23 protein-coding genes, 1 tRNA gene and 1 other RNA gene are annotated in these 25,337 nt (G+C 45.6%); 14 read left to right on the top strand and 11 right to left on the bottom strand.

Annotated features, from left to right (window positions below; all coding sequences use genetic code 11):
- The first annotated feature begins 76 nt into the window (after positions 1-76).
- The gene (locus H8S84_RS05000; RefSeq protein ID WP_187066147.1) at positions 77-2,545 is read left to right on the top strand and encodes a TonB-dependent receptor domain-containing protein; all 2,469 of its coding nucleotides are present in this window, start codon (positions 77-79) and stop codon (positions 2,543-2,545) included.
- Between the two features lie 245 nt (positions 2,546-2,790).
- On the top strand, positions 2,791-3,675 hold the full coding sequence (locus H8S84_RS04995) for a hypothetical protein (RefSeq protein ID WP_187066146.1): 885 nt from the start codon (positions 2,791-2,793) through the stop codon (positions 3,673-3,675).
- A gap of 599 nt (positions 3,676-4,274) precedes the next feature.
- Here the strand turns inward: H8S84_RS04995 and H8S84_RS04990 are convergent.
- Positions 4,275-4,346 (bottom strand) — tRNA-Glu (locus H8S84_RS04990).
- A gap of 202 nt (positions 4,347-4,548) precedes the next feature.
- Here H8S84_RS04990 and H8S84_RS04985 point away from each other — a divergent pair.
- The 3 genes from H8S84_RS04985 (at position 4,549) to H8S84_RS04975 (ending at position 6,101) form a co-directional block, all read left to right on the top strand.
- Complete coding sequence (locus tag H8S84_RS04985; RefSeq protein WP_187066145.1) at positions 4,549-4,824, top strand: hypothetical protein; 276 nt, start codon at positions 4,549-4,551, stop codon at positions 4,822-4,824.
- 70 nt (positions 4,825-4,894) lie between these two features.
- Positions 4,895-5,218 (top strand): hypothetical protein, encoded by a 324-nt coding sequence (locus tag H8S84_RS04980; RefSeq protein ID WP_187066144.1) that lies wholly within the window; start codon positions 4,895-4,897, stop codon positions 5,216-5,218.
- A 172-nt stretch (positions 5,219-5,390) separates the two neighbouring features.
- A complete protein-coding gene (locus H8S84_RS04975) occupies positions 5,391-6,101 on the top strand; it encodes an SIMPL domain-containing protein (RefSeq protein ID WP_187066143.1) in 711 nt (236 codons plus the stop codon).
- A gap of 57 nt (positions 6,102-6,158) precedes the next feature.
- Here H8S84_RS04975 and H8S84_RS04970 read toward each other — a convergent pair whose 3' ends face one another.
- From H8S84_RS04970 to H8S84_RS19970, 7 genes are all read right to left on the bottom strand, one after another.
- On the bottom strand, positions 6,159-7,145 hold the full coding sequence (locus tag H8S84_RS04970) for a hypothetical protein (RefSeq protein WP_187066142.1): 987 nt from the start codon (positions 7,143-7,145) through the stop codon (positions 6,159-6,161).
- 185 nt (positions 7,146-7,330) lie between these two features.
- Positions 7,331-7,721: RNase P RNA component class A (gene rnpB, locus H8S84_RS04965), an RNA gene on the bottom strand.
- A 132-nt stretch (positions 7,722-7,853) separates the two neighbouring features.
- Positions 7,854-8,807, bottom strand: coding sequence for a Smr/MutS family protein (locus tag H8S84_RS04960; RefSeq protein WP_187066141.1), 954 nt, complete (start codon positions 8,805-8,807; stop codon positions 7,854-7,856).
- Between the two features lie 104 nt (positions 8,808-8,911).
- Positions 8,912-9,748, bottom strand: a complete 837-nt coding sequence (locus tag H8S84_RS04955) for a DUF2279 domain-containing protein (protein WP_230407042.1) — start codon at positions 9,746-9,748, stop codon at positions 8,912-8,914.
- Between the two features lie 183 nt (positions 9,749-9,931).
- The gene (locus H8S84_RS04950; protein WP_187066139.1) at positions 9,932-11,245 is read right to left on the bottom strand and encodes a cryptochrome/photolyase family protein; all 1,314 of its coding nucleotides are present in this window, start codon (positions 11,243-11,245) and stop codon (positions 9,932-9,934) included.
- Between the two features lie 26 nt (positions 11,246-11,271).
- The gene (locus H8S84_RS04945; RefSeq protein ID WP_187066138.1) at positions 11,272-11,991 is read right to left on the bottom strand and encodes an SDR family NAD(P)-dependent oxidoreductase; all 720 of its coding nucleotides are present in this window, start codon (positions 11,989-11,991) and stop codon (positions 11,272-11,274) included.
- A gap of 263 nt (positions 11,992-12,254) precedes the next feature.
- Complete coding sequence (locus H8S84_RS19970) at positions 12,255-12,407, bottom strand: hypothetical protein (protein WP_222621572.1); 153 nt, start codon at positions 12,405-12,407, stop codon at positions 12,255-12,257.
- Between the two features lie 34 nt (positions 12,408-12,441).
- Between H8S84_RS19970 and H8S84_RS04940 the strand changes: the two genes are divergently transcribed.
- Both H8S84_RS04940 and H8S84_RS04935 read left to right on the top strand, forming a co-directional pair.
- Positions 12,442-15,885 carry a pyruvate carboxylase gene (locus tag H8S84_RS04940; RefSeq protein WP_187066137.1) on the top strand — a complete coding sequence of 1,148 codons (3,444 nt, stop codon included), beginning with the start codon at positions 12,442-12,444 and terminating at the stop codon, positions 15,883-15,885.
- Positions 15,886-16,067: 182 nt separating this feature from the next.
- Entirely contained in the window at positions 16,068-16,364 is a 297-nt protein-coding gene (locus H8S84_RS04935) for an antibiotic biosynthesis monooxygenase family protein (RefSeq protein WP_187066136.1), read from the top strand.
- 301 nt (positions 16,365-16,665) lie between these two features.
- Here the strand turns inward: H8S84_RS04935 and H8S84_RS04930 are convergent, their stop codons facing one another.
- Positions 16,666-16,998, bottom strand: coding sequence for a tetratricopeptide repeat protein (locus H8S84_RS04930; protein WP_187066135.1), 333 nt, complete (start codon positions 16,996-16,998; stop codon positions 16,666-16,668).
- A 66-nt stretch (positions 16,999-17,064) separates the two neighbouring features.
- Here H8S84_RS04930 and H8S84_RS04925 point away from each other — a divergent pair, with 66 nt between their 5' ends.
- From H8S84_RS04925 to H8S84_RS04910, 4 genes are all read left to right on the top strand, one after another.
- Positions 17,065-17,805 carry an electron transfer flavoprotein subunit beta/FixA family protein gene (locus H8S84_RS04925; protein WP_187066134.1) on the top strand — a complete coding sequence of 247 codons (741 nt, stop codon included), beginning with the start codon at positions 17,065-17,067 and terminating at the stop codon, positions 17,803-17,805.
- A 2-nt stretch (positions 17,806-17,807) separates the two neighbouring features.
- A complete protein-coding gene (locus H8S84_RS04920) occupies positions 17,808-18,788 on the top strand; it encodes an electron transfer flavoprotein subunit alpha/FixB family protein (RefSeq protein ID WP_187066133.1) in 981 nt (326 codons plus the stop codon).
- A 14-nt stretch (positions 18,789-18,802) separates the two neighbouring features.
- Positions 18,803-19,408: a bifunctional nuclease family protein gene (locus tag H8S84_RS04915; RefSeq protein ID WP_187066132.1), complete on the top strand. Its 606-nt coding sequence runs from the start codon at positions 18,803-18,805 to the stop codon at positions 19,406-19,408.
- 102 nt (positions 19,409-19,510) lie between these two features.
- Complete coding sequence (locus H8S84_RS04910) at positions 19,511-20,815, top strand: NupC/NupG family nucleoside CNT transporter (protein WP_187066131.1); 1,305 nt, start codon at positions 19,511-19,513, stop codon at positions 20,813-20,815.
- Between the two features lie 87 nt (positions 20,816-20,902).
- On the opposite strand, the gene H8S84_RS04905 is transcribed toward H8S84_RS04910, so the two are convergent.
- A complete protein-coding gene (locus H8S84_RS04905; protein ID WP_187066130.1) occupies positions 20,903-21,676 on the bottom strand; it encodes an ABC transporter ATP-binding protein in 774 nt (257 codons plus the stop codon).
- Positions 21,677-21,713: 37 nt separating this feature from the next.
- Positions 21,714-22,445, bottom strand: coding sequence for an MlaE family ABC transporter permease (locus H8S84_RS04900; protein WP_187066129.1), 732 nt, complete (start codon positions 22,443-22,445; stop codon positions 21,714-21,716).
- Positions 22,446-22,548: 103 nt separating this feature from the next.
- On the opposite strand from H8S84_RS04900, the gene H8S84_RS04895 reads away from it, so the two are divergent.
- The 3 genes from H8S84_RS04895 to gldA all read left to right on the top strand — a co-directional run bounded on the left by H8S84_RS04895 (position 22,549) and on the right by gldA (position 25,297).
- On the top strand, positions 22,549-23,256 hold the full coding sequence (locus tag H8S84_RS04895) for an SDR family NAD(P)-dependent oxidoreductase (protein WP_187066128.1): 708 nt from the start codon (positions 22,549-22,551) through the stop codon (positions 23,254-23,256).
- A gap of 146 nt (positions 23,257-23,402) precedes the next feature.
- Complete coding sequence (locus H8S84_RS04890; RefSeq protein WP_187066127.1) at positions 23,403-24,116, top strand: SDR family oxidoreductase; 714 nt, start codon at positions 23,403-23,405, stop codon at positions 24,114-24,116.
- Between the two features lie 269 nt (positions 24,117-24,385).
- Complete coding sequence (gldA, locus tag H8S84_RS04885; RefSeq protein ID WP_187066126.1) at positions 24,386-25,297, top strand: gliding motility-associated ABC transporter ATP-binding subunit GldA; 912 nt, start codon at positions 24,386-24,388, stop codon at positions 25,295-25,297.
- Positions 25,298-25,337 lie beyond the last annotated feature (40 nt).

Raw genomic sequence — 25,337 nt, 5'->3', positions numbered from 1 at the left:
AAGCCACCAACCATTGAAAAGATTACTTTCCTGTACCCGGTCTTGATAGCTTCGGTCATATTTAAAGCCGAATTCTATGAAGAAGAACCTAACTTTTTTAATGATGAGCCTGAGCTTAATACTTAGGGTGACGCTACAGCCTGTACAGGCACAGCAGCAAGAAAGTAGTAAAGTTGCACAGCAAGGCAGCAGTAAAATAAGCGGCATAGTGACTGACGCCGAAACAAAAGCACCTGTTGCCTTTGCTACCATTGCTTTGCTTGAAGATGACACCAGAAAGCCAGTAAACGGGGCCATGTCCGATGAAAAAGGGCGTTTCACCATCAGCAAAGTCACGGCGGGAAAGTATAAACTGAAAGTGAATTTTCTGGGGTACACACCCACCTTTTCTCCGGTACTTACGATCACGGGCAAAGATGAAGTTATTGATGTCGGTAACATTACACTTACCCCAGACGCAAAGGCACTGCGTGAAGTGAAAATAGTAGGAGAGAGACCATTGGTGGAAGAGAAGGTGGATCGTACTGTATATAATGCAGACAAAGACATTTCAAATGCGGGAGGCACGGCTGCGGATTTACTACAGAAAGTTCCGTCGTTGTCTGTGGATCCGGATGGCAATGTGCAGTTGCGCGGCAGTGCCAATGTGCAGGTACTCATCAACAATAAACCTTCAGCTATTCTGGCAGGAAACCTGTCCGAGGCACTAAAACAAATCCCTGCCGACATGATTAAGGCTGTGGAAGTGATCACTAGTCCATCTTCCCGCTATGATGCAGAGGGTACAGCCGGGATCATCAATATTATTACCAAAAAGGAGGGAGGTCAGGGTATAAATGGAAGTGCTGCCATCACAGGGGGTACGCGTGCTAACAATGGCAACGGCAGTCTTAGTGTACGGCGGGGTAACCTGGGTCTGAACGGTAGGCTTGGTGTGAATCACTTTACAAGCAACAGCTCCCTAACCAACACTACCTTTGTGCCCACCGCAAATTCCACGAGCATTCAGGGTGGCAGTATGGACTTTAACGGCGCCTTTATAAACAGCCAATTAGAGTTTGATTACAGCCTGACACCTAAAAGCACAATTCTTGGTAGTGTGCGTGTAAGTGGTGCCAACACATTGCAGAAGAACGACCAGGAGGTAAGTATGGTTAGAGACAACAAGGTACTGCAGGACTTTAACAATGCCATCAGGTCCAAAAGCCTACGGCTCTCCACAGATTATAACCTAGACTTTACGCGCACCTTCAGTAAGCCGCAACAGGAGTTATCCATACTTGCACTGTATTCTGTGGCCAATGCTGACAATACCATCAGGCAACGTTATGCGAACGATGGAGAAGAGCCATACTTGCTGAAGCGCAACACGAACGAAGGAAGCAATAAGGAACTGACGTTCCAGGTAGATTACGTGCAGCCGTTTGATAACAAATCACTGTTGGAGGTAGGTGCAAAGTCTATACTTCGGAAAGTAAGGAGTGATGCCTTTTACAGAAGCACTGATCTTCTTTCAGGAGCGGGAGCAGACATTGTTGATGAGATGCGATATGGGCAGGACGTTTACGCCGCTTACCTGACATATGGCTTTACCGCCTTTCAACAGCTGCAGGTAAAGTTGGGAGGTCGTTATGAGTATACAGATATCCAAGCCGACATTGCCTCACAAGGTGCTGGATTCACGAGCGACTATGATAACATCACGCCCAGTTTGGCGCTTGCCTATACGCACAAAGAGAAGCATACCTATAAGGCAAACTTCACGCAGCGTATTCAGCGCCCATCGCTTTACTACCTGAACCCCTACCGTATGGAGCAGACCTCGAACACCGTACTGCAGGGAAATCCGGACCTGAAGCCGGAGCTGACTAACCTGCTGGAGATTGGGTACAGTACGTACTTAAAAACTACTTCGCTAAGTGCTACATTGTACAGTCGCTTCACAGACAATGCCATTGAAGCGTTGGCTAACATCGATGCGCAGGACGTGGTGACACTCACCTTCCGGAACATAGCCCGAAAAGAAAGCTATGGCATCAGTCTCACAGGCTCCACTAAACCTATGAAAAGCTGGACGCTTGGCGGCAGCCTGAACCTTTACCACATGTCCTTGCAAAGCACCTACAACAGCAACAGCGGCTGGATAAATAACCTGAACTTGTACTCTTCCTATATTTTCGCCAAGGGCTTCAGCGCACAGGCTAACTGGGTGCGCAACTCCCGAAACGTGCAACTGTTGGGTAGCTATGCACCATTCTCCTTTCATAGCCTTGCCTTCAAAAAAGAGATGTTTGATAAGCGCGGCGGTCTTAGCTTAACCTTTGATAATCCGTTCAGAGCAAACATGCGCATGCGTGGTGATGCAGAAGTTACATCAACACCAATTAGTCCGATTGCCTACGAGAAAGTGGTGCTTATCAGCAATTACAACCGTGCAGTGCGTGTAACACTTGACTACCGGTTTGGGAAAGCAGACAAGCAGAAGGCTATTAGAAAAAGCAAAAGTATACGTAATGATGATGTAAAGCAGGGGGAGGGAAGCTGAAAGTGCTTGATAAGTAGAGGGATGTCAGATAGGTTATTTAGTCCACATAAAAAACCTGTGGGGATAAATTATCGAACCGAAAAAGCTGCTCCATGTCAAGTGGAGCGGCTTTTTTAATGTGGTAAATAATAGAGGAAGCGAACCTATTTTTTCTATATAAATTCCTTTTAATTGTAAATATCGTTCAATTTTATAGTTTTGTCGTAATATATTCCGAAAGTTGAATATTACTATAAAAACCAAGCATGAAACAATTGATTTTCGGCCTGCTGGCCCTGCTGCTGCTGAACGCATGTGAGCAAAAAGAAGAAGTGAGCCTAATCACTGCAAGCGCTGAAGCAAGCGCCAAACGCGCCGCCCGTGAAGCCACCACCAACAAGCAGTGGACGCACCGCCTGATCCGCCAACGCGCCGTATGGACCGAGCCGACGAAACAGACCGTAACCGACCTGTACTACACCTACAACGACAACGGCCAGCTGGCGATGATCTCCGGAACAATGCCGCACGGGATTGGCGATATTCTCATTAACCTGTATTACGACGAGCTGGGCAGGCTGATCTCGATGCAGCACAACTGGGGCAAGCGCTGGGACTTAAGCTACGACAACAAGAACTTAGTGAAGCAGGTGCGGACCTACAGCGAGAACGGTGTTGTGCTAACCGAGCATCACTATGTAAACAGCTACGATGCGCAGGGGCTTATGACCGAAACCAAAATCTATAATATTGCAAACAGCCAGCAAACGCATTTGGCAACATTTACCTACACCTACGATGGCGAGAACATTGTCAGGTTAGTGAAAAGCAGGCCGGACGGTAAGAAACTGGGCGAGAACAACTATACCTACGACGAGGGTAAGCTGCCACTGAACACCTTGCAGAACCTATCGGTACCGCGCTACATCACATCCGACCTTCCGGGTGCGAGCCTCTCTGTGAACAACATCCTGACCTGTGTGGAAACAGTGGTAAGGGCCACCGGGGAAGAAGTGCGCAACACCACAAACTCCTACAGCATGGTGTATGAGTACGCTAAGGCAGGTTATCCGTCCGTCTCTACGAAAACCTTTGACCGTGGTTACACCGAACGCACCGAGTTTACCTACGAAACCCGCGAGCGCCATTAACACAAGTTTGCCAGCCACGATACCCTAGTGGCTGGCAACTTCACTTATAAGTGAACTCTGCCCTGCAGGAGGTGCATTTGGAGGAACTAGTGGTTGATGCTAAGTGTCTGCCGAAGCTTGCCGAGATCATGGAAGAGACCTAGTAAAAACTAACAAAAATAGTCGCAGCGAAGAAAAGAGATTGGAGAACCAGCATACCGAACCCAAAAAGAAATTAGACAGGTTCGAGCGGCTTTATGCTTTCGGCAAGATAGAGAAAGAACTTTTCACATAGTTCAGTTCAGACCTGAAGACAGAATTGCTGGAAATTGAGCAAAATCTTGAAAAGTGCGCGCCAGCGTTATCGAACCCAAATGAGTTCATTAAGATAGGCTTAGAAATGCCTGACTATCTCACAACCATTAATTAAAGCAAATTTGCAGTCAAGAAAACAACTGCAAGCGATGATATTTCCGGAAGGGTGTATTTTAACCGTGAAGCGGAGGGTTATCGAACTCCGAGGGTGAACGGCTTTTTCGCCTTTTACAAGGAGATGGAGCGGTTTTTGGCGCAAAAAGAAAAAGGGAAAAGAGACGCGAAGGATCACTTTTCCCTTTCAGTAGCCCGTAGGGGAATCGAACCCCTGTTACCAGAATGAAAATCTGGCGTCCTAACCCCTAGACGAACGGGCCGTTCTGTCTGATTGTGGTGCAAATATAGCGGGTGTTTTTTTATCTGCAAGGGCTGTTGTGTAGATTTTTGTGTTGAATAACAAAAGTTGCTGAAAATCAATTTGAAAAAATTACCGAATGCACTTGTATTGTATATTTCAACTTATAAAACGTTCTTACGTTAGATTAAAAACATGTTTAAAGGCTAATAAGCAAATAAAGGATGAGTAAAAGAATTCAATATGCCGGTGTAAAACCAGAAGCTTTCGAAGAAATGAAGAGCAGGCTTAAACAGATGGGCCTTTCGTTAAACTCCAACAGCGGAAGTTTTAACGAAAAAGGAGTATCTGGGAAGTACAATTATAGCCACGAGTCTGAGACGTTGGAAATTGATGAATTGAAGGTAGGGTTTCCAGCAAGCATGATGTTAAACTCGGACAGTTTGGAGAAACGCATGACAGAACTGGTTGTACAGTATGGAGGTACGCCGGTGAGCTAAATAAGCCTTTAACTGCGAACATTCGTATACTTTTGTAAAGCAATAAATTCCTAACTAATAGATTAAAACTATGGATAATACAAACGCTGAGAATAAGGACAAACAAAATCAAGAGAATAAGGATAACACCTCTAAAAAGACCAAGAGTGGAGACGAAGGGATACTCACTTTACTGCAGCCGCACGATATGTCAAAAACTGTCGAGTCTGCTTTGCATGTGATACAGGGTAGGCCGGATAAACTGCCTGACCTGATGCATGATCTGGGTAATATCATTCTGAAAGCAGCCAAGCGTATGACAACAACGCAACTTGTACTTACTGCAGGTGCTATTACAGTCGGGGCCGTGCTGTTGGCTAATTATATCTCCGACGATGAATATACAGTATCTTAAACAGGGCTTTTGCCCTTGAATAAGGTAATGCCTTTGGTGTAGTTATGCCAGGGGCATTATTGTTTTAGAGCCTTAGATATATTGTGGTATAAGATTTGATTAGCTTTATTCTATATAGTTGTAGCATAAATTTTATATGCTACTATACGTTGTCACTTAAAACTAGAGAATTATGAAAAGAGCAAATCTTATCGCGCTTTTGACCCTGATGCTTATAACATTTAAGGTACAGGCGCAACAGCAATTATTACCCCCACTCGTTAGTGTTACCGGAGTAGGTGAGGTTAAAGTACAACCCACTGAAGTACTGGTTAGTTTAGGAGTGGAAACAAGAGAAAAGACCCTTGATGCTGCACGTAAAGAAACAGACAAAAAGGCTGCTGCTATCATAAACTACCTTAAGAAAAATGGTGTGGATGCAAAGGATATACAGACGTCTTTTGTAACTGTTCAGCCAGTGTATAGCAGAGGCGAGTATGGTATTACCACTCCTGATATGTACATGGCTATCAAAACCATGACTGTAAAAATAAAGAAACTGGATAAGTATGACGAATTACTGTCTGGCTTGTATGAAGTTGGAGCAAACCGTGTGGATGGTATCCATTTTCAAGTTAGTGACATGGAAAAGTATAAAGCTGAGGCTCGTAAAAAAGCAGTAGCAAATGCAAAACAGAAGGCAACATTACTTACCAATGAACTAGGCGCTAAAGTAGGCCGTGTATATGCTATAAACGAAACAACTTCGGGAGGCGGCCCAAGACCACTGTATAAAATGGCCATGCAGGAATCTGCAGCGGCAGATATGGGAGGCGGACCTTCTATTGCCGGAGGTGAGGTGGTTATAACCAGTCAGGTTGATGTAAGCTTTATTATTGAATAAACATACTTCAAGTATAAAAGTAAAGGCTGGAGAATTCTCCAGCCTTTACTTTTATACTTATACTTTCTCAACCAGTTTAAAGGTATTGTCTTCCGTCAATATAAAGCTAAGCGGTTGTTTCGGATCTTTTAGAATCTCAGACTCCCGTATCCCCCATGGTTTTAGCATCTCCTCCAGCATATGGGCATAGGCTGTCATGTCCCAGGGGTTGAAAATCTCATTTGTTACATCATCTATTAGCGTGTCTAACACAAGATGATCATCTTCTGCTTTTTGTGGCCTTATAAAATACTCTGGTACCACATTAAAGATATAGGCCGCATAAAACACTCTCGCTTTAAACTCAGCCAGTTGTATAGGGTGAAGCTGGTGCCCATTTGCAACTTGTTCTAACTTACCCAATGCACGCTCTATAATCCCATTATCTAGCAATGTACAGATGATAGCCACCGAGCCAAGCTTTATGCTAAAGACCATGGTAGTCAATTCGTCCTGATACTCGAAAGGCAATTCATCTTGCTCAGGGTTTACCTCAAGTATAAAAAAGGAGCAAGGCAGAAAATCTGAAAACACCATAGGCACTCGCAACGACTGCAAAACCTGGAAGAACGAACGGAACTTACCCAGCATTTTAGGATCTTCGCTAACAGCGTATTGCGGCATGATAAGCGGATCTGTCTCTTTTATCAGCTCTGTAACTAGCGTACCGTAATACATCTTGCCTATCCACTGGAATAGTTTCTGGCGGTCCAGCGCCTGAATACCAGCGATACCAGCTGCTGCAGCTTGTTCCACTTCTGCCTCTAATGGCAGCAGGTAATGGGTGTGGCAACGATCGCAGCAGGGGATGCTCAGTTGGCTAAAGGTGGTAACGCTTTTGTCTAAGAGTAAAAGCTCTTTGTTTTCAAGGTTATACTTACGCTGAAGCCACTCACCAAACACAGGTGCACGGTGTTCGGTAGTAATGCTGGTACCGCACAGAAAGCAGTTGGTATCGGTAAACTGCATTTTCTCGAACGGGTCGTAAAGGGTAAGGTCAAGCATACTTAAAGTATAGTTTTTGTGCTGCAAAGATAAGCAAGACGACAGGCAGTTCCGAATGAAAGTGTTTTATATCTGAAGTGCTATTATTATGTTAAGTAAGAGGTTGCGAATGAAAATGCAATTTTGTTTATAGCATCATGTAACTGATAGGGGAGGTTAACAAAGAAGAGAAGAGAAGTATAAATTTTAACAGCAAGCCTGTAAGCCGGGTTCTGTCGCTACGCCCGGAGGCGTGCGTCTTATCATTTATCTAGGCCTGCACTCGCGCACAGGCTCCATCGACCTACCCACTGACATCGGACGAGCAGCCCTTAGCCCCGCCGAAGCGAGGCGCTGCCAGCCTATTTGGTCTTTCAACTCCTAAGGTTTACCCAGCCGGAATGGTCACCCAGCCGCTGGTGCGCTCTTACCGCACCTTTTCACCCTTACCTGCATGCTGCAGGCGGTAATTTTCTGTGGCACTTGCTGTAGCTGTTTCGTCTCCAAAACAGCCCCTTCCCGTTAGGAAGTAGGATGCTCTGCGTTGCCCGGACTTTCCTCCCCGAATAAATTCGCGGCGATAAGATGGCTTGCTGTTAAAATTTATACTTGCAAAGATAACAGTAAATCTGAACCAGGGGTTCGGATTTTAGTTCCGGGTTCAGAGTTTGAGTTATAAATCTCACTCATTTATACTCTGCTCGTAATTCGGAGCTCGTGACTCAGAACTTATTTAAGTCTTACTAAGGTGGCACCGAAACCGAATTTCTCTTTTCGGGCATCCTCAAAATATTTGATGCCAGGTGTGCGGCTAAGTATTTTCTGGATTTCTTTGCGCAATACACCGTTGCCGGCACCATGTATAAAAACTATCTCGTGCATGTTGGTCGCCAGTGCACGGTCCAAGGAATCCTGAAAGCGCTCCAACTGTAGCTTTAGCATGGCGCTGTTGCTCATGCCGCTGTAATCTTCTGTCAGCTTTTCGATGTGCAGGTCCACTTCGTGCTCGGGGGCAGTCAGCTTAAAATTGGGGTGCTGCTCCGTTGCCTCTGCCAATTGCTCCTTAATCTTATCCGTATCTACAGAAACAGGTTTCTGGTCGAGGTGGAACAGGTAAGCCTCTTTGTTAATAACAGGCGCTGTTTTCTTGCTCTTGTAAAATGAATTTGCCCTGAACTGCACACGCTTGGTAACAGGCTCGAAGAGGGTAGGGCTGCCATTGCGGTGCTGCATGAACTGAATCAGCAAACTTGGCCATTTCTCGAAATCCTTGAGGTGGTAGTGCGAGATTACGCGTGTTGCCTTGGGAGCCAGTTTATCGTTCTGCAGACCGCGGTATTTATTGTCACGCTCTTCGCCGGCTGTAAAAAGCAGATCGTAATCTGAATTATTTATGACTGTAACAGCCAATAACTCCTCCGACTGATGCACCAGCGCCAGGTAAATACCTTGTGTGGCAAACACAGGCGCTACAGGCTCTTTTTTAGAGATGGGCTTAAACTCAGCGTCCTCTGTTTTAAGATACTTTGCTTCTTCTGCCGCAATTACCACTACCTCTCGGCGAGCCACCGGTATGGTAAAATCATTGTCGATGGCAACTTCTACTATATTATTATCTAAAATGCGGGTAATAATGCCTTCCTCACGGCCCGACATCAGACGCACTCTGTCTCCTACGTTCATATTTTCGTTGTTCGTTTATCGATATTCATTGATCGGGATGCCTTACGTGTAGCTGCACGATCCTGTAAAGCAAAGATACGAATCTTTAATGAGGGGAGGCGGCTTTAGAAGTATAGCGGATGTACTTTAAAACCATCTTTCCGGTTATACTCAAGGGCAGGGGCTGGTATTTTGATGATGCTAAGTACATAGAGGGCTGTGTTCCATACTTTGCTGTTGCCCTTAAAGTGCATCAGATTGAGGTCGGGGCTTAGGTAAAACTGTCGGTGCGCATCAAAACCAGCTGCTCGGTTACCGCTGCTGCTGTTGTACACTATTTCTTCAGCACCGTAACCAACCGCTATACTTAGCCATTTAGGATATTTATTTTCCTCTTTCAGGAAGTCACCTACATTTACAGACAGCCAGTAGGTTTGTCCGTTGTAATCTTTCAGCGCCTGTTCGCTTAGTGTGCTGCCCAGTACATTAGGTCGCACATCGGCGAAGCGTGTAGTGTGAAACGAATATTTAGGCATGATTCGCACTTCCTGCCAGGCCAGTTCTTGGGCTACAACGGCAGCAGATCCTACTGTATTGGCTATTATGTCGCCTACAGATGCACCGTAATCAGCTTGGTAGCCGTCAAAAATCTCGATTGGGGTCTGAAGTATAATACCGGTAAGGCCGCCATAAAGTATGGCTTTTTTATCCGGCACTCCTGCCCATCGCAGCAAATCTATACCTGCGCGGCTCTGATGGAATGCCCCCCAGAAATGACCTACTTTGTCTACCTGCTTCCACTGGCTGTTGTCGTTAAAAAAATGGAAATCTGTTCGCTCCTGCTCTGCATACCAAGCCTTATTCAAGGAAATCAGCATGGCAGAATAGCCTGCCGCAAAACCGCCACTTAACAAGTACAACCTGCTCCGGTTAACTTCGGTTACAGTGGTATCAGGTGGCATAGGTATACTTCCAGCCTTTGTAATGAAAGGCAGTAAAATCAGAAGTATAAATGGCAGTATCCTAAATGTACGGGGCATCAGCCAAAGATACACAGCTGCGGCTATAATTGAGAAAAAACAGCGCATTTATACTCTTTAGCCTGGTACATGTTTATACTTATGGGCCAGGTGGCATACGGCAATCTAAACAGCTGTGGCCTCGGAAATGGCTTTCTTGTAGGCTGCAATGGCCCTGTCGCGGGCTAAACTGTGGTCTACCATTGGCTTGTGGTAAGCCGCTGTGCCATATTCCGGTACCCATTTTTTTATATAGGCATAGGCCTTGTCAAACTTCTTGATCTGACTGTCAGGGTTAAAAACCCGGAAGTATGGCTGGGCATCAGCGCCGGTGCCAGCAGCCCATTGCCAGTTGCCGATGTTACTGGCCTGTTCATAATCCAGTAGCTTTTGGGCAAAGTATAGCTCGCCCCAGCGCCAGTCTATCAACAGGTCCTTTACCAGAAAACTAGCCACAACCATCCGCACCCGGTTATGCATAAAGCCGGTGGTATTAAGCTCGCGCATACCGGCATCAACCAACGGGAAACCAGTTTTGCCCTCGCACCAGCGGTAAAACTCTTCTTCGTTGTTGCGCCAGTTAATGGATCTAAACTTAGGGTAAAAGCTTTCTTCTGCAGTTTCGGGGTAGTGGTAGAGCAATTGCATGAAGAATTCGCGCCAAATGAGTTCCTGCAGCCAAATGTTGCTGTGCTGTAGAGCCAGCGCTACTGCTTCCCGCACACTAACAGTTCCAAAGCGCAAGTGCGGCCCTATACGTGAGGTAGCGTCCTGTGCAGGAAGGTCGCGCTTTTGCGCGTACTGCTGCAGTAGCTCCGAAGCTAATTTAGGCTCGGGTGTAGGTATATTAGAGGAAACAAAACCCATCTCCTGCAAAGAAGGAATATGGCTGGAAACATCTTTGTAAAGGTTGCCAAAGTGCTTTTGGGTAGTATATGGCTGCACCATCTCCTTTTTAAAGGTACTCTTCCAGGTATTTTTATAAGGCGTGTATATTTTATACGGACTGCCGGATCTGGTCATGATCTCGTCCCGTTCAAAAATTACCTGGTCTTTAAACGACTTGTAGGGTATACCCTGCCCCTGCAGCATTTCATAAATTGCCTTGTCGCGCTGGCTGGCATACGGTTCATAGTCACGGTTAGTATATACAGCCTGCACCTGGTACTCTTGCAGCAACTCTTTAAAAATTTCTAGAGGGCGTCCATACTTTACCAGTAACGTGCTTCCGAAATCCTGCAAATCTTCCTGTAGCTTAACTATGGTTTTATGGATGAAGCTGACGCGGGCATCGTCACGATCAGGGAGCTTACTCAGTATATCGGTATCGAATATAAAAAGCGGCAGTACAGGATAATCCTGCTGCAGAGCGTGGTAAAAGCCAGCGTTATCGTGCAGGCGCAGGTCGCGGCGAAACCAGAAAATAGTGAGTGATTTCAAGTACAGTTGGAAAAGTATAGATTATACTACAGGAGTTTTATTGAGCTCATGCCGCCATCCAGGTGGAGTACTTGTCCTGTCATCCAGGAGGAGGCATCGCTAAGTAGATAAAGTGCTGCTTCAGCGGCATCCTCTGGCTTGCCTACGCGGTGCAAAGGGTGGCGTTTAGCGGCAGCTTCCGTTTTTTCAGGAGTGTTCAGCAGCTGACTGGCAAGTGGCGTATCAGTTAGCGAAAGCGACAAGGCATTAAAGCGGATGTTGGATGAAGCATACTCTGCAGCTAATGATATGGTAAGGCCTTCTACAGCGGCTTTGGCCGTTGCAATAGAGGTATGAAACGGCATACCTAACTTGGCTGCTACTGTGCTAAAAAGCACAACACTAGCCCCTTCTGCTTTTTTAAGTAGAGGAACAGTAGCCTTAAGCACTTGCACTGCTCCGAGCACATTCAACTCAAGGTCCTTGCGGAAATCCTCCAGGGGCAGGCGTTCAAAGGGCTTTAGCCTGATACTGCCGGGGCAGTAAATCAGTCCATGCAGTTCGTTCGGTAACTGCTCCTGTAGTTCATTGTCCAGCTGTAAAACATCTAAGGTAATGTGCTGTGTGTTGAGCTGCTTTAGCTCTTCAGATATGTGCCTGGAAGCGGTAATTACCTTTGCTCCGGCGCTTGTTAAGGCTTGGCTAACAGTTAAGCCGATGCCCGAAGAGGCGCCTACCACAAGTATATTTTTTTCTTTTAATGACATAGCCTGCTATTTCTGAATCAACCGGTGCACAATGAATTTGTTTCATGATGTGCAACTGAGGTGCGGCTGTATGTAAAATAAAATAGTATAAGTTCTTCTGTTGTGAATCTTCCATTCCACTTTCATTTTTTATAAAGCAGCTATTACCTAAGGTAGAAATGGAATTAATCATTGCTTATTCGCATGGCGGCTTACTCAAAGTAGCTGTAGTTTTTACCTTATACTTTTCTTTTATCTATGCTGCTGCGGTAACCGTAATAACACTATAACCTTCTGCCATAAAATCCGGTATTATCAGCAGCTAAGGTATAAAATCTGGCATATTTAATATTTGAATCTCCAACGATCAATGTTTTTACAAGAGTATCATTATCTGCACGCTTGTTCTTAAGCAGCGGTGGCAGATTCTTTTGCATCAATGGTTAACACTTTTACGACATCTCACCTTATATGAAAATTAAAAAAGTACTTGTTGCGAACCGTGGCGAGATCGCAATACGTGTGTTGCGTGCATGTACAGAGCTAAACATCCAGACAGTAGCCATCTACACGTATGAAGACCGTTACTCGCTGCACCGCTACAAAGCCGACGAAGCTTACCAGATTGGTAAAGACAACCAGCCACTGCAACCTTACCTTGATATAGATGGCATCATCAAAATTGCCATAGAAAACGGAGTAGATGCCATACACCCTGGCTATGGCTTCTTGTCTGAAAACCAGCACTTTTCCCAAAAATGTGCCGACAACGGAATTATCTTTATAGGCCCCAAACCTAAGGTAATGGCATCGTTGGGTGATAAAATTGCCGCAAAAAAGGTAGCACAAAGCTGTGAAGTGCCAATTATTCAAAGCAATGATCTGGACCTGAACACTTATGAAACAGCCCTTGAAGAGGCACACCGTATCGGATACCCTTTAATGTTGAAGGCCGCTGCCGGAGGTGGAGGCCGTGGCATGCGTGTGATCCGGGATGATGAGCAACTGGAGAAAGGCTTTTTTGAGGCAAAGAATGAAGCAAAGAAAGCATTCGGCGACGACACACTTTTCCTGGAGAAGTATGTGGAGAACCCCAAGCACATTGAGGTGCAGATTGTAGCTGACAGCTATGGTAACATAACTCACCTGTTCGAGCGCGACTGTTCGGTGCAGCGTCGATTTCAGAAAGTAGTGGAGGTGGCACCTGCCATTACCCTGAACGAAGAGATAAAGCAAAAGCTTTATGATTACGCCATCCGCATTTGTAAAGCCGTAAACTACAACAACGTAGGCACGGTGGAGTTTTTGGTGGAGCCGCATACTAATAATATCTTCTTTATCGAAGTTAACCCGCGCATCCAGGTAGAGCACACGGTAACAGAGATGATCACGGGCATTGACCTGATTAAGACACAGATATTTATTGCCGATGGATACCCGCTGGACCACGAAGAGGTGCTGCTGGGGCCGCAGCACAGGGTAAGAGCCAATGGTGTAGCCATTCAGTGCCGCATTACTACCGAAGACCCCGAAAACGACTTTAAACCAGATTACGGTACCGTGATAGCCTACCGTAGCGCAGGTGGTTTCGGTATCCGTCTGGATCAGGGCAGTGTGTACCAGGGTGCCAAGATTAGCCCGTTCTTCGATTCGCTTCTGGTAAAAGTATCGGCCCATGCACCTACTTTGCGCCACGCCGCCATGAAAATGTCGCGTACGCTGGATGAATTTCGAATTCGTGGCGTAAAGCAGAACATCCAGTTCCTGCAGAACATCATCAACCACCCAGAGTTTATCTCCGGCGAGTATACCGTAGATTTTATCAAAACCCATTCGGAGTTGTTTGTATTCAGGCAAATGAGGGACAGGGCTACGAAGATGCTCACCTTCTTGGGCAATGTGATTGTGAACGGTAACCCGGATGTAAAGAAGCCAGATAAAGACAAAGTGCTGCGTAAACCAGACTTTTTTGGGCAGCGTCTGCGACAACCTTACGAGAAAGGAACGAAAGACCTGCTAACGGAACTGGGGCCTGACGAATTTTCTAAATGGCTGCGCAACGACCCGTTGATTCACTACACCGATACAACCTTCCGGGACGCACATCAGTCTCTGTTGGCAACCCGCATGCGTACCTTCGATATGCTGAAAATTGCTGAAGGTTTTGCCAAAGACCATCCGCAGACCTTTAGTATGGAAGTATGGGGCGGCGCTACATTTGACGTGTGCCTGCGCTTCCTGCACGAAGATCCTTGGGACCGTCTGGCTCAGATCAGAAAAGCCGTACCAAACATACTTCTGCAGATGCTGATAAGGGGCTCTAACGGAGTAGGGTATAAGGCTTATCCTGATAACCTGATCGAGGCATTTGTAGAGAAGTCTTGGGAGACAGGTGTGGATATATTCCGTATCTTCGATTCCCTGAACTGGATGAAGAGTATGGAGCCTTGCATCAACTATGTACGCAAACGCACTAAAGGCCTGGCAGAGGTGGCCATGTGCTATACTGGCGACATTCTGGATCCGTCTAAAACAAAGTATACGCTAGAGTACTACCTGCAGTTAGCGAAGCAGATAGAAGACTCCGGCGCGCACATACTGGCTATTAAAGATATGGCTGGCCTGCTGAAACCTTATGCTGCTACTGTGCTGGTAGAAGCTTTACGCGACACTGTTAAAATTCCGATTCACCTGCACACACACGATACTGCCTCTATTCAGTCATCAACTTACCTTAAAGCTATTGAGGCGGGCGTTGACGTAATAGATGTGGCCTTGGGTTCTATGTCGGGATTAACCTCGCAGCCTAACTTTAACTCTGTTGTGGAGATGATGCGTTTCCATGAGCGCCACCGTGAATTTGACCAGACCAGCCTGAACCGCCATTCCAACTACTGGGAAACAGTTCGGGAGTATTACTATCCGTTCGAGTCTGGGCTTAAAGCTGGTACAGCCGAAGTATACCACCATGAAATTCCGGGAGGGCAATACTCTAACCTACGTCCGCAGGCAAATGCGCTTGGATTGGGTGATAAGTGGGAAACTATTAAAGAGACCTATGCAGAAGTAAACGCTATGTTCGGTGATATTGTGAAGGTAACGCCAAGCTCCAAAGTGGTAGGCGACATGGCTTTATACTTAGTTTCCAATAACCTGACGCCGGTTGATGTGCTGGAACGAGGCGACCAGATTTCGTTCCCTGACTCGGTGCAGTCGTTCTTTAAAGGCAACTTAGGACAACCGGTGGGAGGGTTTCCGAAGAAAATACAAGACATTGTGCTGAAAAACGAGAAGCCGTTTACCGACAGGCCAAATGAGCACCTGGAGCCAATTGATTTTGACAAAGAGTTTGAGGACTTCAAGGAGAAGTTTGGCAAAGAGTGCAGTTTCCTGGAGTTCCTGTCGTATCAGCTCTACCCGAAGGTATACGAAGACTACAATAAGCACTACGAAATGTATGGCGATGTCTCCAAAATTCCGACACGTCTGTTCTTCTATGGCATGCAGCCGGGCGAAGAAGCTATTATTGACATTGCGCGCGGTAAATCAATCGTGATCAAGTTTCAGTCGATGGGGCCAGTGAACGAGGACGGTATGCGCACAATTTTCTTTAAGCTGAACGGGCAAACACGTAATATTGAGGTGCGTGATAACTCTGTGAAAGTAGAGCGGGTGCAGCACCAGAAAGTAGACAAGGCCAATCCAAAGCATGTAGGTGCACCGCTGCAGGGTATGCTTTCCAAAATACTGGTAGAGAAAGAGCAGCAGGTAAAAAAGAACACGCCACTGTTCATTATAGAGGCCATGAAGATGGAAACAACGATCACAGCCTCAGAGGATACCCAGGTAGGTGCTGTTCACCTGTCCGAGGGATCACTGGTAAATACGGACGATCTGGTGCTTACCTTAAATTGAGAATCACAAGTATAAATATAAAGCCACAGCTGTAAACCTCCAGCTGTGGCTTTTTGTTCTTACCACAGATTTGATGGCTTAACTTTTATACTTTACTTAATAGACTTACCTTTATAAAATTACCTGCAGCTCTACGTTAGCAAAGTATAGCCACCAGGTATTTTTCAAAACAGATTTAAAATATGTTCATAGCCCTGAGTACGTTTACGATTGCCAACGATATGGCCGCAGAAGTAAGAGAAGCCTTTAAAAACAGGCCGCATATGGTAGATAAGGAGGCTGGTTTCCTGAAGTTGGAAGTAATGTATCCGCAGGAGAACGAGAATGAGATCTGGTTGATGACCTACTGGACAGATGAAGAGAGCTACAAAGTATGGTTCGCCAACCATTACAAAGACTCGCACCACGGCATCCCGAAAGGCTTAAAGTTAGTGCCCGGCAGTACCAAAGTCAGGTTTCTGGAGCATGTTTGCGGGTAATTTATACTTTGAGATAAAACAAAGATAGCAGCCATAAACAGGCTGCTATTTTTGTTTTATAAGATTTTGGATATCATTCGAATCAAATTTATATGTCGTCATCTCTCACGCTGTTCGAGATGACAGTATAGATTAGTGAGGTCCGCTCATAATGCTGTTCATAGCAACAGCAGGTATTATATCCTGCAAATCCTGATGCAGACAAATTAGTTGTAACAAAATAGTATTACAGCAGTTTTATAAATAGTACTTGTAAATATGCTGCATGCATACTATTTTTGATGAAAGCAGACGGGGAGTGCTAGTCATCCTCGTAGTCCAGGCCCATCATTTTGTTGTAAGCCTGCTGCAGTTCTGAGAAAGCGTGTAGGTTGCCCTCTTGCCGGCTGATCTGCATTCCTTTTTTATAAATGCGTTCTGCTACATCGTTCTGTCCAAACTCTTCGTATAGTTTGGCTGCGTGGTAATACGTACCTACGTAGTTCTCATGTTCGGCTAGCAATTTTTCATAGTACTCCATTGCTTTCTTTTTATCCAGATTGCGGTATTCTGTGGCTATGGCGTACAAAGTGAAGGCATCATTTGGGTCCTCTTCCAGGAACTTGAAAAGTTGTTCTAATCTGTTTTGAGACATTTCGATTTGGCTATATTTTAACTAACTTCGCACAAATTTAACTTTTAATAAGCTAACATTTCGCATATGAAAATATTAGTTTGCATCAGTAACGTTCCCGATACTACTTCAAAGATCAACTTCACGGGCGATAACAAAGAGTTCGACAAGAATGGCGTTCAGTTTGTCATCAACCCATGGGACGAATATGCATTAACCAGAGCTATTGAGCTGAAAGAGGCAAAAGGTGGTTCGGTTACTGTTTTGAACGTAGGAGAGGCCGATGCTGAGCCGAACATCCGTAAGGCGCTTGCCATTGGAGCAGACGACGCCATCCGTGTTAACGCACATCCTAAAGATGCTTTCTTTGTAGCACAGCAGATTGCTGCCATTGCCAAAGAAAACAACTACGATATGATCCTGATGGGCAAAGAGTCTATCGACTACAACGGTTTCCAGGTGCACAACATGGTTGGCGAAATGCTGGGCATTCCATCTGTTACACCTGCCTTTAAACTGGATATGGTAGATGACAGTACGGCACGCCTGGAGCGTGAAATTGAGGGTGGCAAAGAAGTGGTGGAGGTGAAGCTTCCATTCGTGGCAAGCGCGCAGCAGCCAATGTCGGAGCCAAGAATCCCGAACATGCGTGGTATCATGACAGCCCGTACAAAGCCTTTAGCCGTGAAAGAGCCAGTTGGCGCTGAGGTTAAAGCTGAGTATGTTGGCTACAGCAAGCCTGAGAAAAAAGGCGGCGTGAAAATGATTGATCCTGAAAACGCAGGAGAACTGATTACATTATTGAGAAACGAAGCTAAAGTACTATAACCATGTCTGTATTAGTATTTGTAGAAGGTCTTAACGGAGAGATCAAAAAGTCCTCACTAGAGGCTGCCTCTTACGGAAGCCAGGTGGCGCAGCAGCTAGGCACTACTGCCACTGCCGTAGCTATCGGCGAGGTACACGAAGATGCGCTTGCCAAATTAGGTGAGCAAGGTATAAGCAAGGTGTTGTATGATGCCGATGACCGTCTGAAGCAGTTTGTAGCAGATGCTTATGTAAAAGTTATCGCCAAGGCTGCGCAGCAGGAAAGTGCCAAAGTGCTGGTGTTCTCTAACTCGAACATTGGTGCTGCGGTAGGTTCTAAGCTTGCTGTGCGCTTAAATGGCTCGCTTGCTACCAACGTAACTACGCTGCCTAAAACAGAAGGTGGTTCTTTTGTAGTAACACGCGGTGTGTTCTCAGGCAAGGCATTTGCCGATGTGGCCCTTACTTCTGATGTAAAAATCATCGCTGTTAAGAAAAATTCATTTGAAGTTTCTAGCAATGGCGGTGCAAATGCTACAGTAGAAAAGCTGTCTGCCGACCTTGCTGATGCTGATTTTGCTGCTGCTCCTAAGGAGACAGTAATGCAGGATACAGACGGTGGTGTGTTGTTGCCAGAGGCAGAGATCGTTGTTTCTGGTGGCCGTGGCTTAAAAGGCCCTGAGAACTGGCACCTGGTAGAGGATCTGGCAAAAGCACTTGGTGCTGCCACTGCCTGCTCTAAGCCTGTGTCTGACCTTGACTGGAGACCTCACCACGAGCACGTTGGCCAGACAGGTATTACTGTTAGCCCTAATTTGTACATTGCAATCGGTATTTCCGGTGCAATTCAGCACTTAGCGGGGGTTAACTCTTCTAAAGTGATTGTCGTTATTAATAAGGATCCGGAAGCGCCGTTCTTTAAAGCTGCCGATTATGGCATCGTTGGAGACGCTTTCGACGTAGTTCCTAAATTAATTGAAGCTGCCAGAGCTTTAGACAAATAGACTTAGAAGACACTGTGAAGAAAATTCAGTTAGAGATACTCGGACTCTCTTCAAGCCAATCGCAAACAGGTTCGTTTGCTCTGGTATTGGGAGAGAGAGACGGAAACAGAAGGCTACCGATCATCATCGGTATGTTCGAGGCGCAATCTATTGCAATACAGATAGAGAAGATCAATCCAAACCGCCCGCTCACGCACGACTTGTTTAAATCGTTTGCAGAGCAGCTGGATGTGAAGGTAACCGAGATCCTGATCTCGGACCTGAAGGAAGGCGTATTCTACTCAAAGATTATGTGCACTAACGGTACCACAGAATTTGAACTGGATGCCCGCCCATCAGATGCCATCGCTATCGGCTTACGTTTTGGAGTGCCGATCTATACTGTAGAGAGTGTGCTGTCGGAGGCCGGAATCATACTTAGTGACTTAGAGGATGAAGAGGAGGAAAGCGAAGAAATGGCGGTGAAGAGCAGTTCGACGCCTAGTACAACCTCAACTTCTAAAGAGTCTTTGAGCCAAACTTCTGTGGATGAGCTAAATAAAATGCTGAACGATGCTCTTGAAAAAGAGGATTACGAACGGGCAGCAAAAATCCGCGACGAGTTAAACAAGCGCAACTGATTTTAACAATATCTGCATTATAAAAAGTCCTGTGCCTAAGTGGTGCAGGACTTTTTATAATGCAGATATTCGGGTTACTTTTGGCAAATTTTGTCCCAAAGCATGTACGATATTTTTAGAGGGGTCATCGGGTTACTAGTCCTTTTGGCCATCGCCTTCTTGTTCTCAAAAAACAAAAAACGCATCGATTGGAAGCTGGTAGGCTTCGGAGTTTTTCTTCAGCTTTTGTTTGGTGTACTGGTAACGCAGGTGCCGTTGGTTGCTGATGGATTTGCAGCCGTTAGCCGTGGCTTTGTAACCTTCCTCGACTTTTCGCAGGCGGGTGCGCAGTTTCTTTTCGGTAACCTGGCCAATCCTTCTCAAAATGCCGGCTTAGGTTTTATTTTCGCTTTCTCGGTTTTACCAACTATTATTTTCTTCTCAACGGTATCGGCTGGTTTATACTACCTGGGTGTTCTGCAGAAGATCGTCTATGGCATTGCCTGGGTCATGTCGAAGGGCATGCGCTTATCAGGTGCTGAGAGCTTGTCTGCTGCAGGCAACATCTTTTTAGGGCAGACGGAAGCTCCTCTTCTTGTGCGTCCGTTCATCAGCCGCATGACGCGTTCAGAGCTAATGTGTTTGATGACGGGTGGTATGGCGACACTTGCTGGCGGTGTATTAGCTGCCTATGTAGCATTTCTGGGTGGTGATGATCCGGAGCAGAAAGCCATTTTTGCGGCGCACCTGTTAACAGCCTCTATCATGAACGCGCCTGCCGGTATTGTACTGGCTAAGATCCTGGTGCCTGAAACGGAGCCGGAGAAAATACACACCGAACTGGAAATGAACCAGGAGCAACTGGGAGTAAACTTAGTAGATGCCCTTTCACGTGGAGCAGCAGATGGTTTAAGGCTTGCTGCTAACGTGGGTGGTATGTTGCTTGCCTTTATCGCTGTAATCGCGCTTGTAAACTACCTGCTAACAGATGTAATTGGTAGTTTAACAGGACTGAATGAGTGGGTTGTATCCAGTACAGACGGACGTTTCTCCGGTTTCTCGTTGCAATATTTATTAGGACAGATCTTCCGGGTATTTGCCTTTATCATGGGCGTGCCATGGCAGGATACGCTTTTAGTGGGAAGTTTATTGGGCCAGAAGACAGCTATCAATGAATTTGTAGCTTACTTGGATCTGGCTGAGATGAAGAACAGCAACCTGTTATCTCCTAAATCATTGATCATGGCTACCTATGCGCTATGTGGTTTCTCTAACTTTAGCTCTATTGCCATTCAGATTGGCGGTATCGGAAGTATGGCTCCAAGCCAGCAGGGCAACCTGTCAAAGCTTGGCTTCCTGGCATTGCTAGGTGCATCTTTAGCCTGTATGATGACGGCTACTGTTTCAGGTATGTTATACGGAATTTAACAACTATCAAAGTATAAAACAGAAGCGCCTGCTGTAATCATATACAGCAGGCGCTTCTGTTTTATATCTGCTTTAAGTTGACTAACCTTAGTTGGATCCGCTTTCCTCTTCTTCCACCTTCTTGGCATCGCGCATCAGGCGGTTGGCAAAAATAAATTCGTTTAGCTCGGGCACATCAGAGTCCAGAATGTTATCACGGGTGCCCTCCCAAAGCTTTTTCCCTTCATACAGGAACATGATCTTGTCGCCGATCTCAATCACCGAGTTCATGTCGTGGGTTACTACAATGGTGGTAATGTTATACTCTTCGGTAATCTCTTTTATCAGTCCGTCAATCTTTAGGGCTGTCAAAGGGTCAAGTCCAGAGTTGGGTTCGTCGCAGAACAGATAGGTACAGTCAGGGGCAATGGCGCGGGCTATACCTACACGTTTTTTCATACCACCACTTAGTTCAGAAGGCATTTTCTTATTCGCGTTCTCCAGACCCACACGTTTCAGGCAAAAGTTTACCCGGTCCATACGCTCATCCTTCGGCATTTTAGCAAGCATCTTTAGCGGGAACATAACATTTTCTTCCACCGTCATGGAGTCGAACAGGGCAGAGCTCTGGAAAAGCATTCCGATTTTACGGCGTATTTCCTGACGGATGTCCAGCTTGTTATTTGTAAAGTAGGTGCCGTCAAAAGTTACGCTTCCGAGGTCTGGTTTGATAAGGCCTACAATGCATTTCAAAAGTACGCTTTTACCGGTACCGCTGGCACCAAGCAGCAGGTTAGTTTTACCGGTTTCAAAAACACCGCTAATACCATCCAGTACTTTCTTGTCGTTAAAAGATTTATGTATGTTATGTATCTCAATCATAGTTTCTAAAATAAACTTTTTAGAGGCAGCTGTCCCCTTACAGCAGGAGCTGCGCGCAGACAAAGTCCGCGATTAGCACCGCAATAACACTGTTGGTTACAGCTGTTGTACTCGCCGCACCTACCTCTAAAGCACCACCCGAAGTATAATATCCTCTGAAAGAAGAAATAGAAGATATAAGGAAAGCAAACACAAACGACTTGATCAGTGCAAATGTAATGTTGTAAGGCACAAAGTCGCCTCTAATACCTGTAATATACTCCTGCGCGGTTAAAGCATCGGTGACAGTACCCGCTACATAGCCGCCACCAATTGATAAAAACATGGCAAGTATAACCAGTAACGGAAACACCAGTAAGGCAGCAATCAACTTTGGCAGCACCAGGTAAGAAGCGGAATTGATACCCATTACCTCCAGCGCATCTACCTGCTCTGTAATCTGCATAGTACCCAGGCCGCCTGCAATGCTGGAGCCAACTTTGCCAGCTAGTACAATAGATGTAATAGTAGGGGCAAGTTCCAGTATAGTCATTTCGCGCACCATAAAACCGATGGTTGAGCGTGGAATAAAGGCGTTGTTCAGGTTATACGCTACCTGCACGCAAGTAACAGCCCCGATAAAAGTAGATACAATGGCAACAATAAATATAGAGTTAATGCCAATAAGCATAGCCTCGTCTATCGTTCTGTTAAATAATATCTTTGGAGATTCTGTCCTGGAGAAGAGGCTCGACATAAAGAGCAAGTACTTTCCGAAATGTTGCAGCATACGTTGGTTAGATGCGGGTTAAAAGCGTGTTAATTGGCAAAAATACTGTATTAATAAGTATATTACGTTTAAAATTGCAAAACATATAAAACGGTACATATCTATGCAACGATACATTTTGGTTACAGGCGGTACAAAAGGAATCGGACGGGCTGTGATTGAGCAGTTTGCAAAAAACGGTTTCCATATTATTACCTGTTCCAGAAACGAAACTGAACTGCAAAAGTTGAAATATGAGATTGAGCAGGGCCATACTTTCTCAAAGGTTTTTTACAAAGAGGCAGATCTGAGCCAGAAAGATTCGTTGCAGGCTTTTATAAAGTATGTAAAGGGGCTAAAGGTGAAGATAGATGTGCTGGTGAACAACAGCGGTTTGTTTATACCTGGCAAAATCCATGAAGAAGACGATGATGCTCTGCCGTTCATGATCAACACCAACCTATACAGTGCTTACTATATTACAAAGGCATTTCTTGGCGACATGATCAAGCGCCGCTCCGGCCACATCTTTAATATGTGTTCCACGGCAAGTATAACTCCTTACATAAACGGCGGCTCTTACTGCATTTCGAAGTATGCGCTTTATGGAATGACCAAAGTACTGCGCGAAGAAACTAAAGAGCATAATGTACGGGTAACAGCCATACTTCCGGGAGCTACTTTAACCGCCAGCTGGGAAGGGGTAGACCTGCCGCCAGAGCGATTCATGAAATCAGAAGACGTAGCGCTGGCCATACATAATGCTTATATCCTGTCGGAGAACAGTGTAGTAGAGGAGATGCTGATAAGGCCGCAACTGGGGGATATTTAGTAGATTTGAATGTTTGAATGAGTGTATACAGCACAGTTTGTCATCTCGACGATAGGAGAGATCTTTTTAGAATCCTGTAAAGATTTCTCGCCCTGCTCGAAATGACAGAAAATAATTTACTAACTCACTGTAAAAAACATAAAACTATGAATTTAGAAGGTAAAGTAGCAGTAGTAACCGGAGTAAGCAAAGGGATAGGCCTTGCCACAGTAAAGGCCTTGCTCGACAAAGGAGCAAAAGTAGCGGGATGGGGCAGAACAAAGCCTGACCTGGAGCACGAGAACTTCTACTTTTACGAGTGTGATGTACGCTACAACGAATCGGTGCAGCAGGCATTTGACCAAACCTTTGCACACCTGGGCACACATATTCAAATACTGGTAAACAATGCTGGTTTGGGTATAGCGGGACTGCTGGAGGATATGAGCGTTGAGGACTGGCATACCATGTTCGAAACAAATGTGAACGGTATCTTCTACTGTTCAAGACTTGTAGTGCCAGGCATGAAAGAGTTGGGAGAGGGGCACATCATCAACATATCTTCCATTGCAGGCACAACAGGCATAGAACAAATGTCTGGCTACTGCGGCACGAAGCATGCTGTTCGGGGCATTTCACATTCACTTTACAAGGAAGTGCGCGACTATGGCGTTAAAGTTACCTGTATTTATCCGGGCTCGGTGCAAACCAACTTCTTTGATAACATTGACAGCGTTACGGTTAACGACAATATGATGCGACCTGAGGATATTGCCTCCACTATACTTCATACACTTGAGTCGCACCCAAATTACCACCACGTAGACATAGAAGTAAGGCCGCTGATGCCCAAAGGCAGGAAGACATTGGGCAAAGATTAATAGATTGGCAGGATATTTATACCTTTGAGGTTAGAATTAAAGGGGCAGAAGCAGGACTTGCGGAATTAAAGGATTAACAGGATTTTTGTGTTAAGCTGGAAGTATAAAATATACTTTTAACGCTGATATAAATGTCTGCTAAGTATAGCCTGAGTGACTGTTTAAGGCAGCAGGCCGTTTTTAATTACTGATTTATAAGAAGTCTTCTGTCTAGAATTCTATTGCCAATTATTACTTAATGTACATTCACTACTAGTCGTTAATATACTTTGTCTGTTGAAGTAAAGAATCTTACCAAGGTTTTCGGAACGCAGCGTGCTGTGGATGATATCTCGTTTTCGGTGCAGCAGGGCCAGATACTTGGGTTTCTGGGGCCAAATGGTGCCGGAAAATCAACCACTATGAAAATAGCCACCTGTTACTTGCCACCAACTGCAGGAACAGTTGTGGTAAATGGCTTTGATGTGGTGCAGCACCCGATAGAAGTACGGCGTAATGTTGGTTACTTGCCAGAGCACAACCCCCTTTACCTGGATATGTATGTGCACGAGTACCTTGCATTTGTGGCTTCGATCTACGGACTGAAGGGAAAACATGCCAAAGCGCGTGTACAGGAAATGGTAGAGCTATGCGGACTTACATTGGAGCAAGGCAAAAAGATTGGGGCCCTCTCCAAAGGCTACCGTCAGCGGGTGGGGCTGGCGCAGGCGCTGGTACACGACCCACAAGTGCTTATCCTCGATGAGCCTACCACAGGTCTGGACCCTAACCAGATCGTTGACATTCGTGCCTTGATCAAACAGATAGGGCAGAATAAAACCGTTATCTTCTCGACCCATATTATGCAGGAAGTAGCCGCCATCTGCGACAGGGTAGTGATCATCAACCGGGGCAAACTTGTTGCTGACAGCGATGTGTCAAGCCTGCAGTCTGGTGGGAAAAACGAGAAAGTGACCTTAGTTGAATTTGAAGCTCCAGTAGATATAGCCATACTTCAAAGTATACCGGGGGTGCAGCGTGTAGAGCTGGCCCAGGGGCATACTTACCGCGTTTTCTCAAGCCGTGATGCAGATGTGCGTTCCAATGTTTTCCGGATAGCAGCCGAGCAAAACTGGCCGCTGGTAGGATTGCGCCAGGAAGAAAACTCACTAGAAAAGATTTTCCAACAGCTGACTAAATAATTAGAAATGAGAACAATGGATGAAACAAGCTATTACGATA

This window comes from Pontibacter cellulosilyticus (genome assembly GCF_014306105.1).
Classification (GTDB): Bacteria; Bacteroidota; Bacteroidia; order Cytophagales; family Hymenobacteraceae; genus Pontibacter; species Pontibacter cellulosilyticus.
The sequence above is the reverse complement of the archived record's forward strand: the minus strand, read 5'-3'. Positions and strand labels throughout refer to the sequence as shown.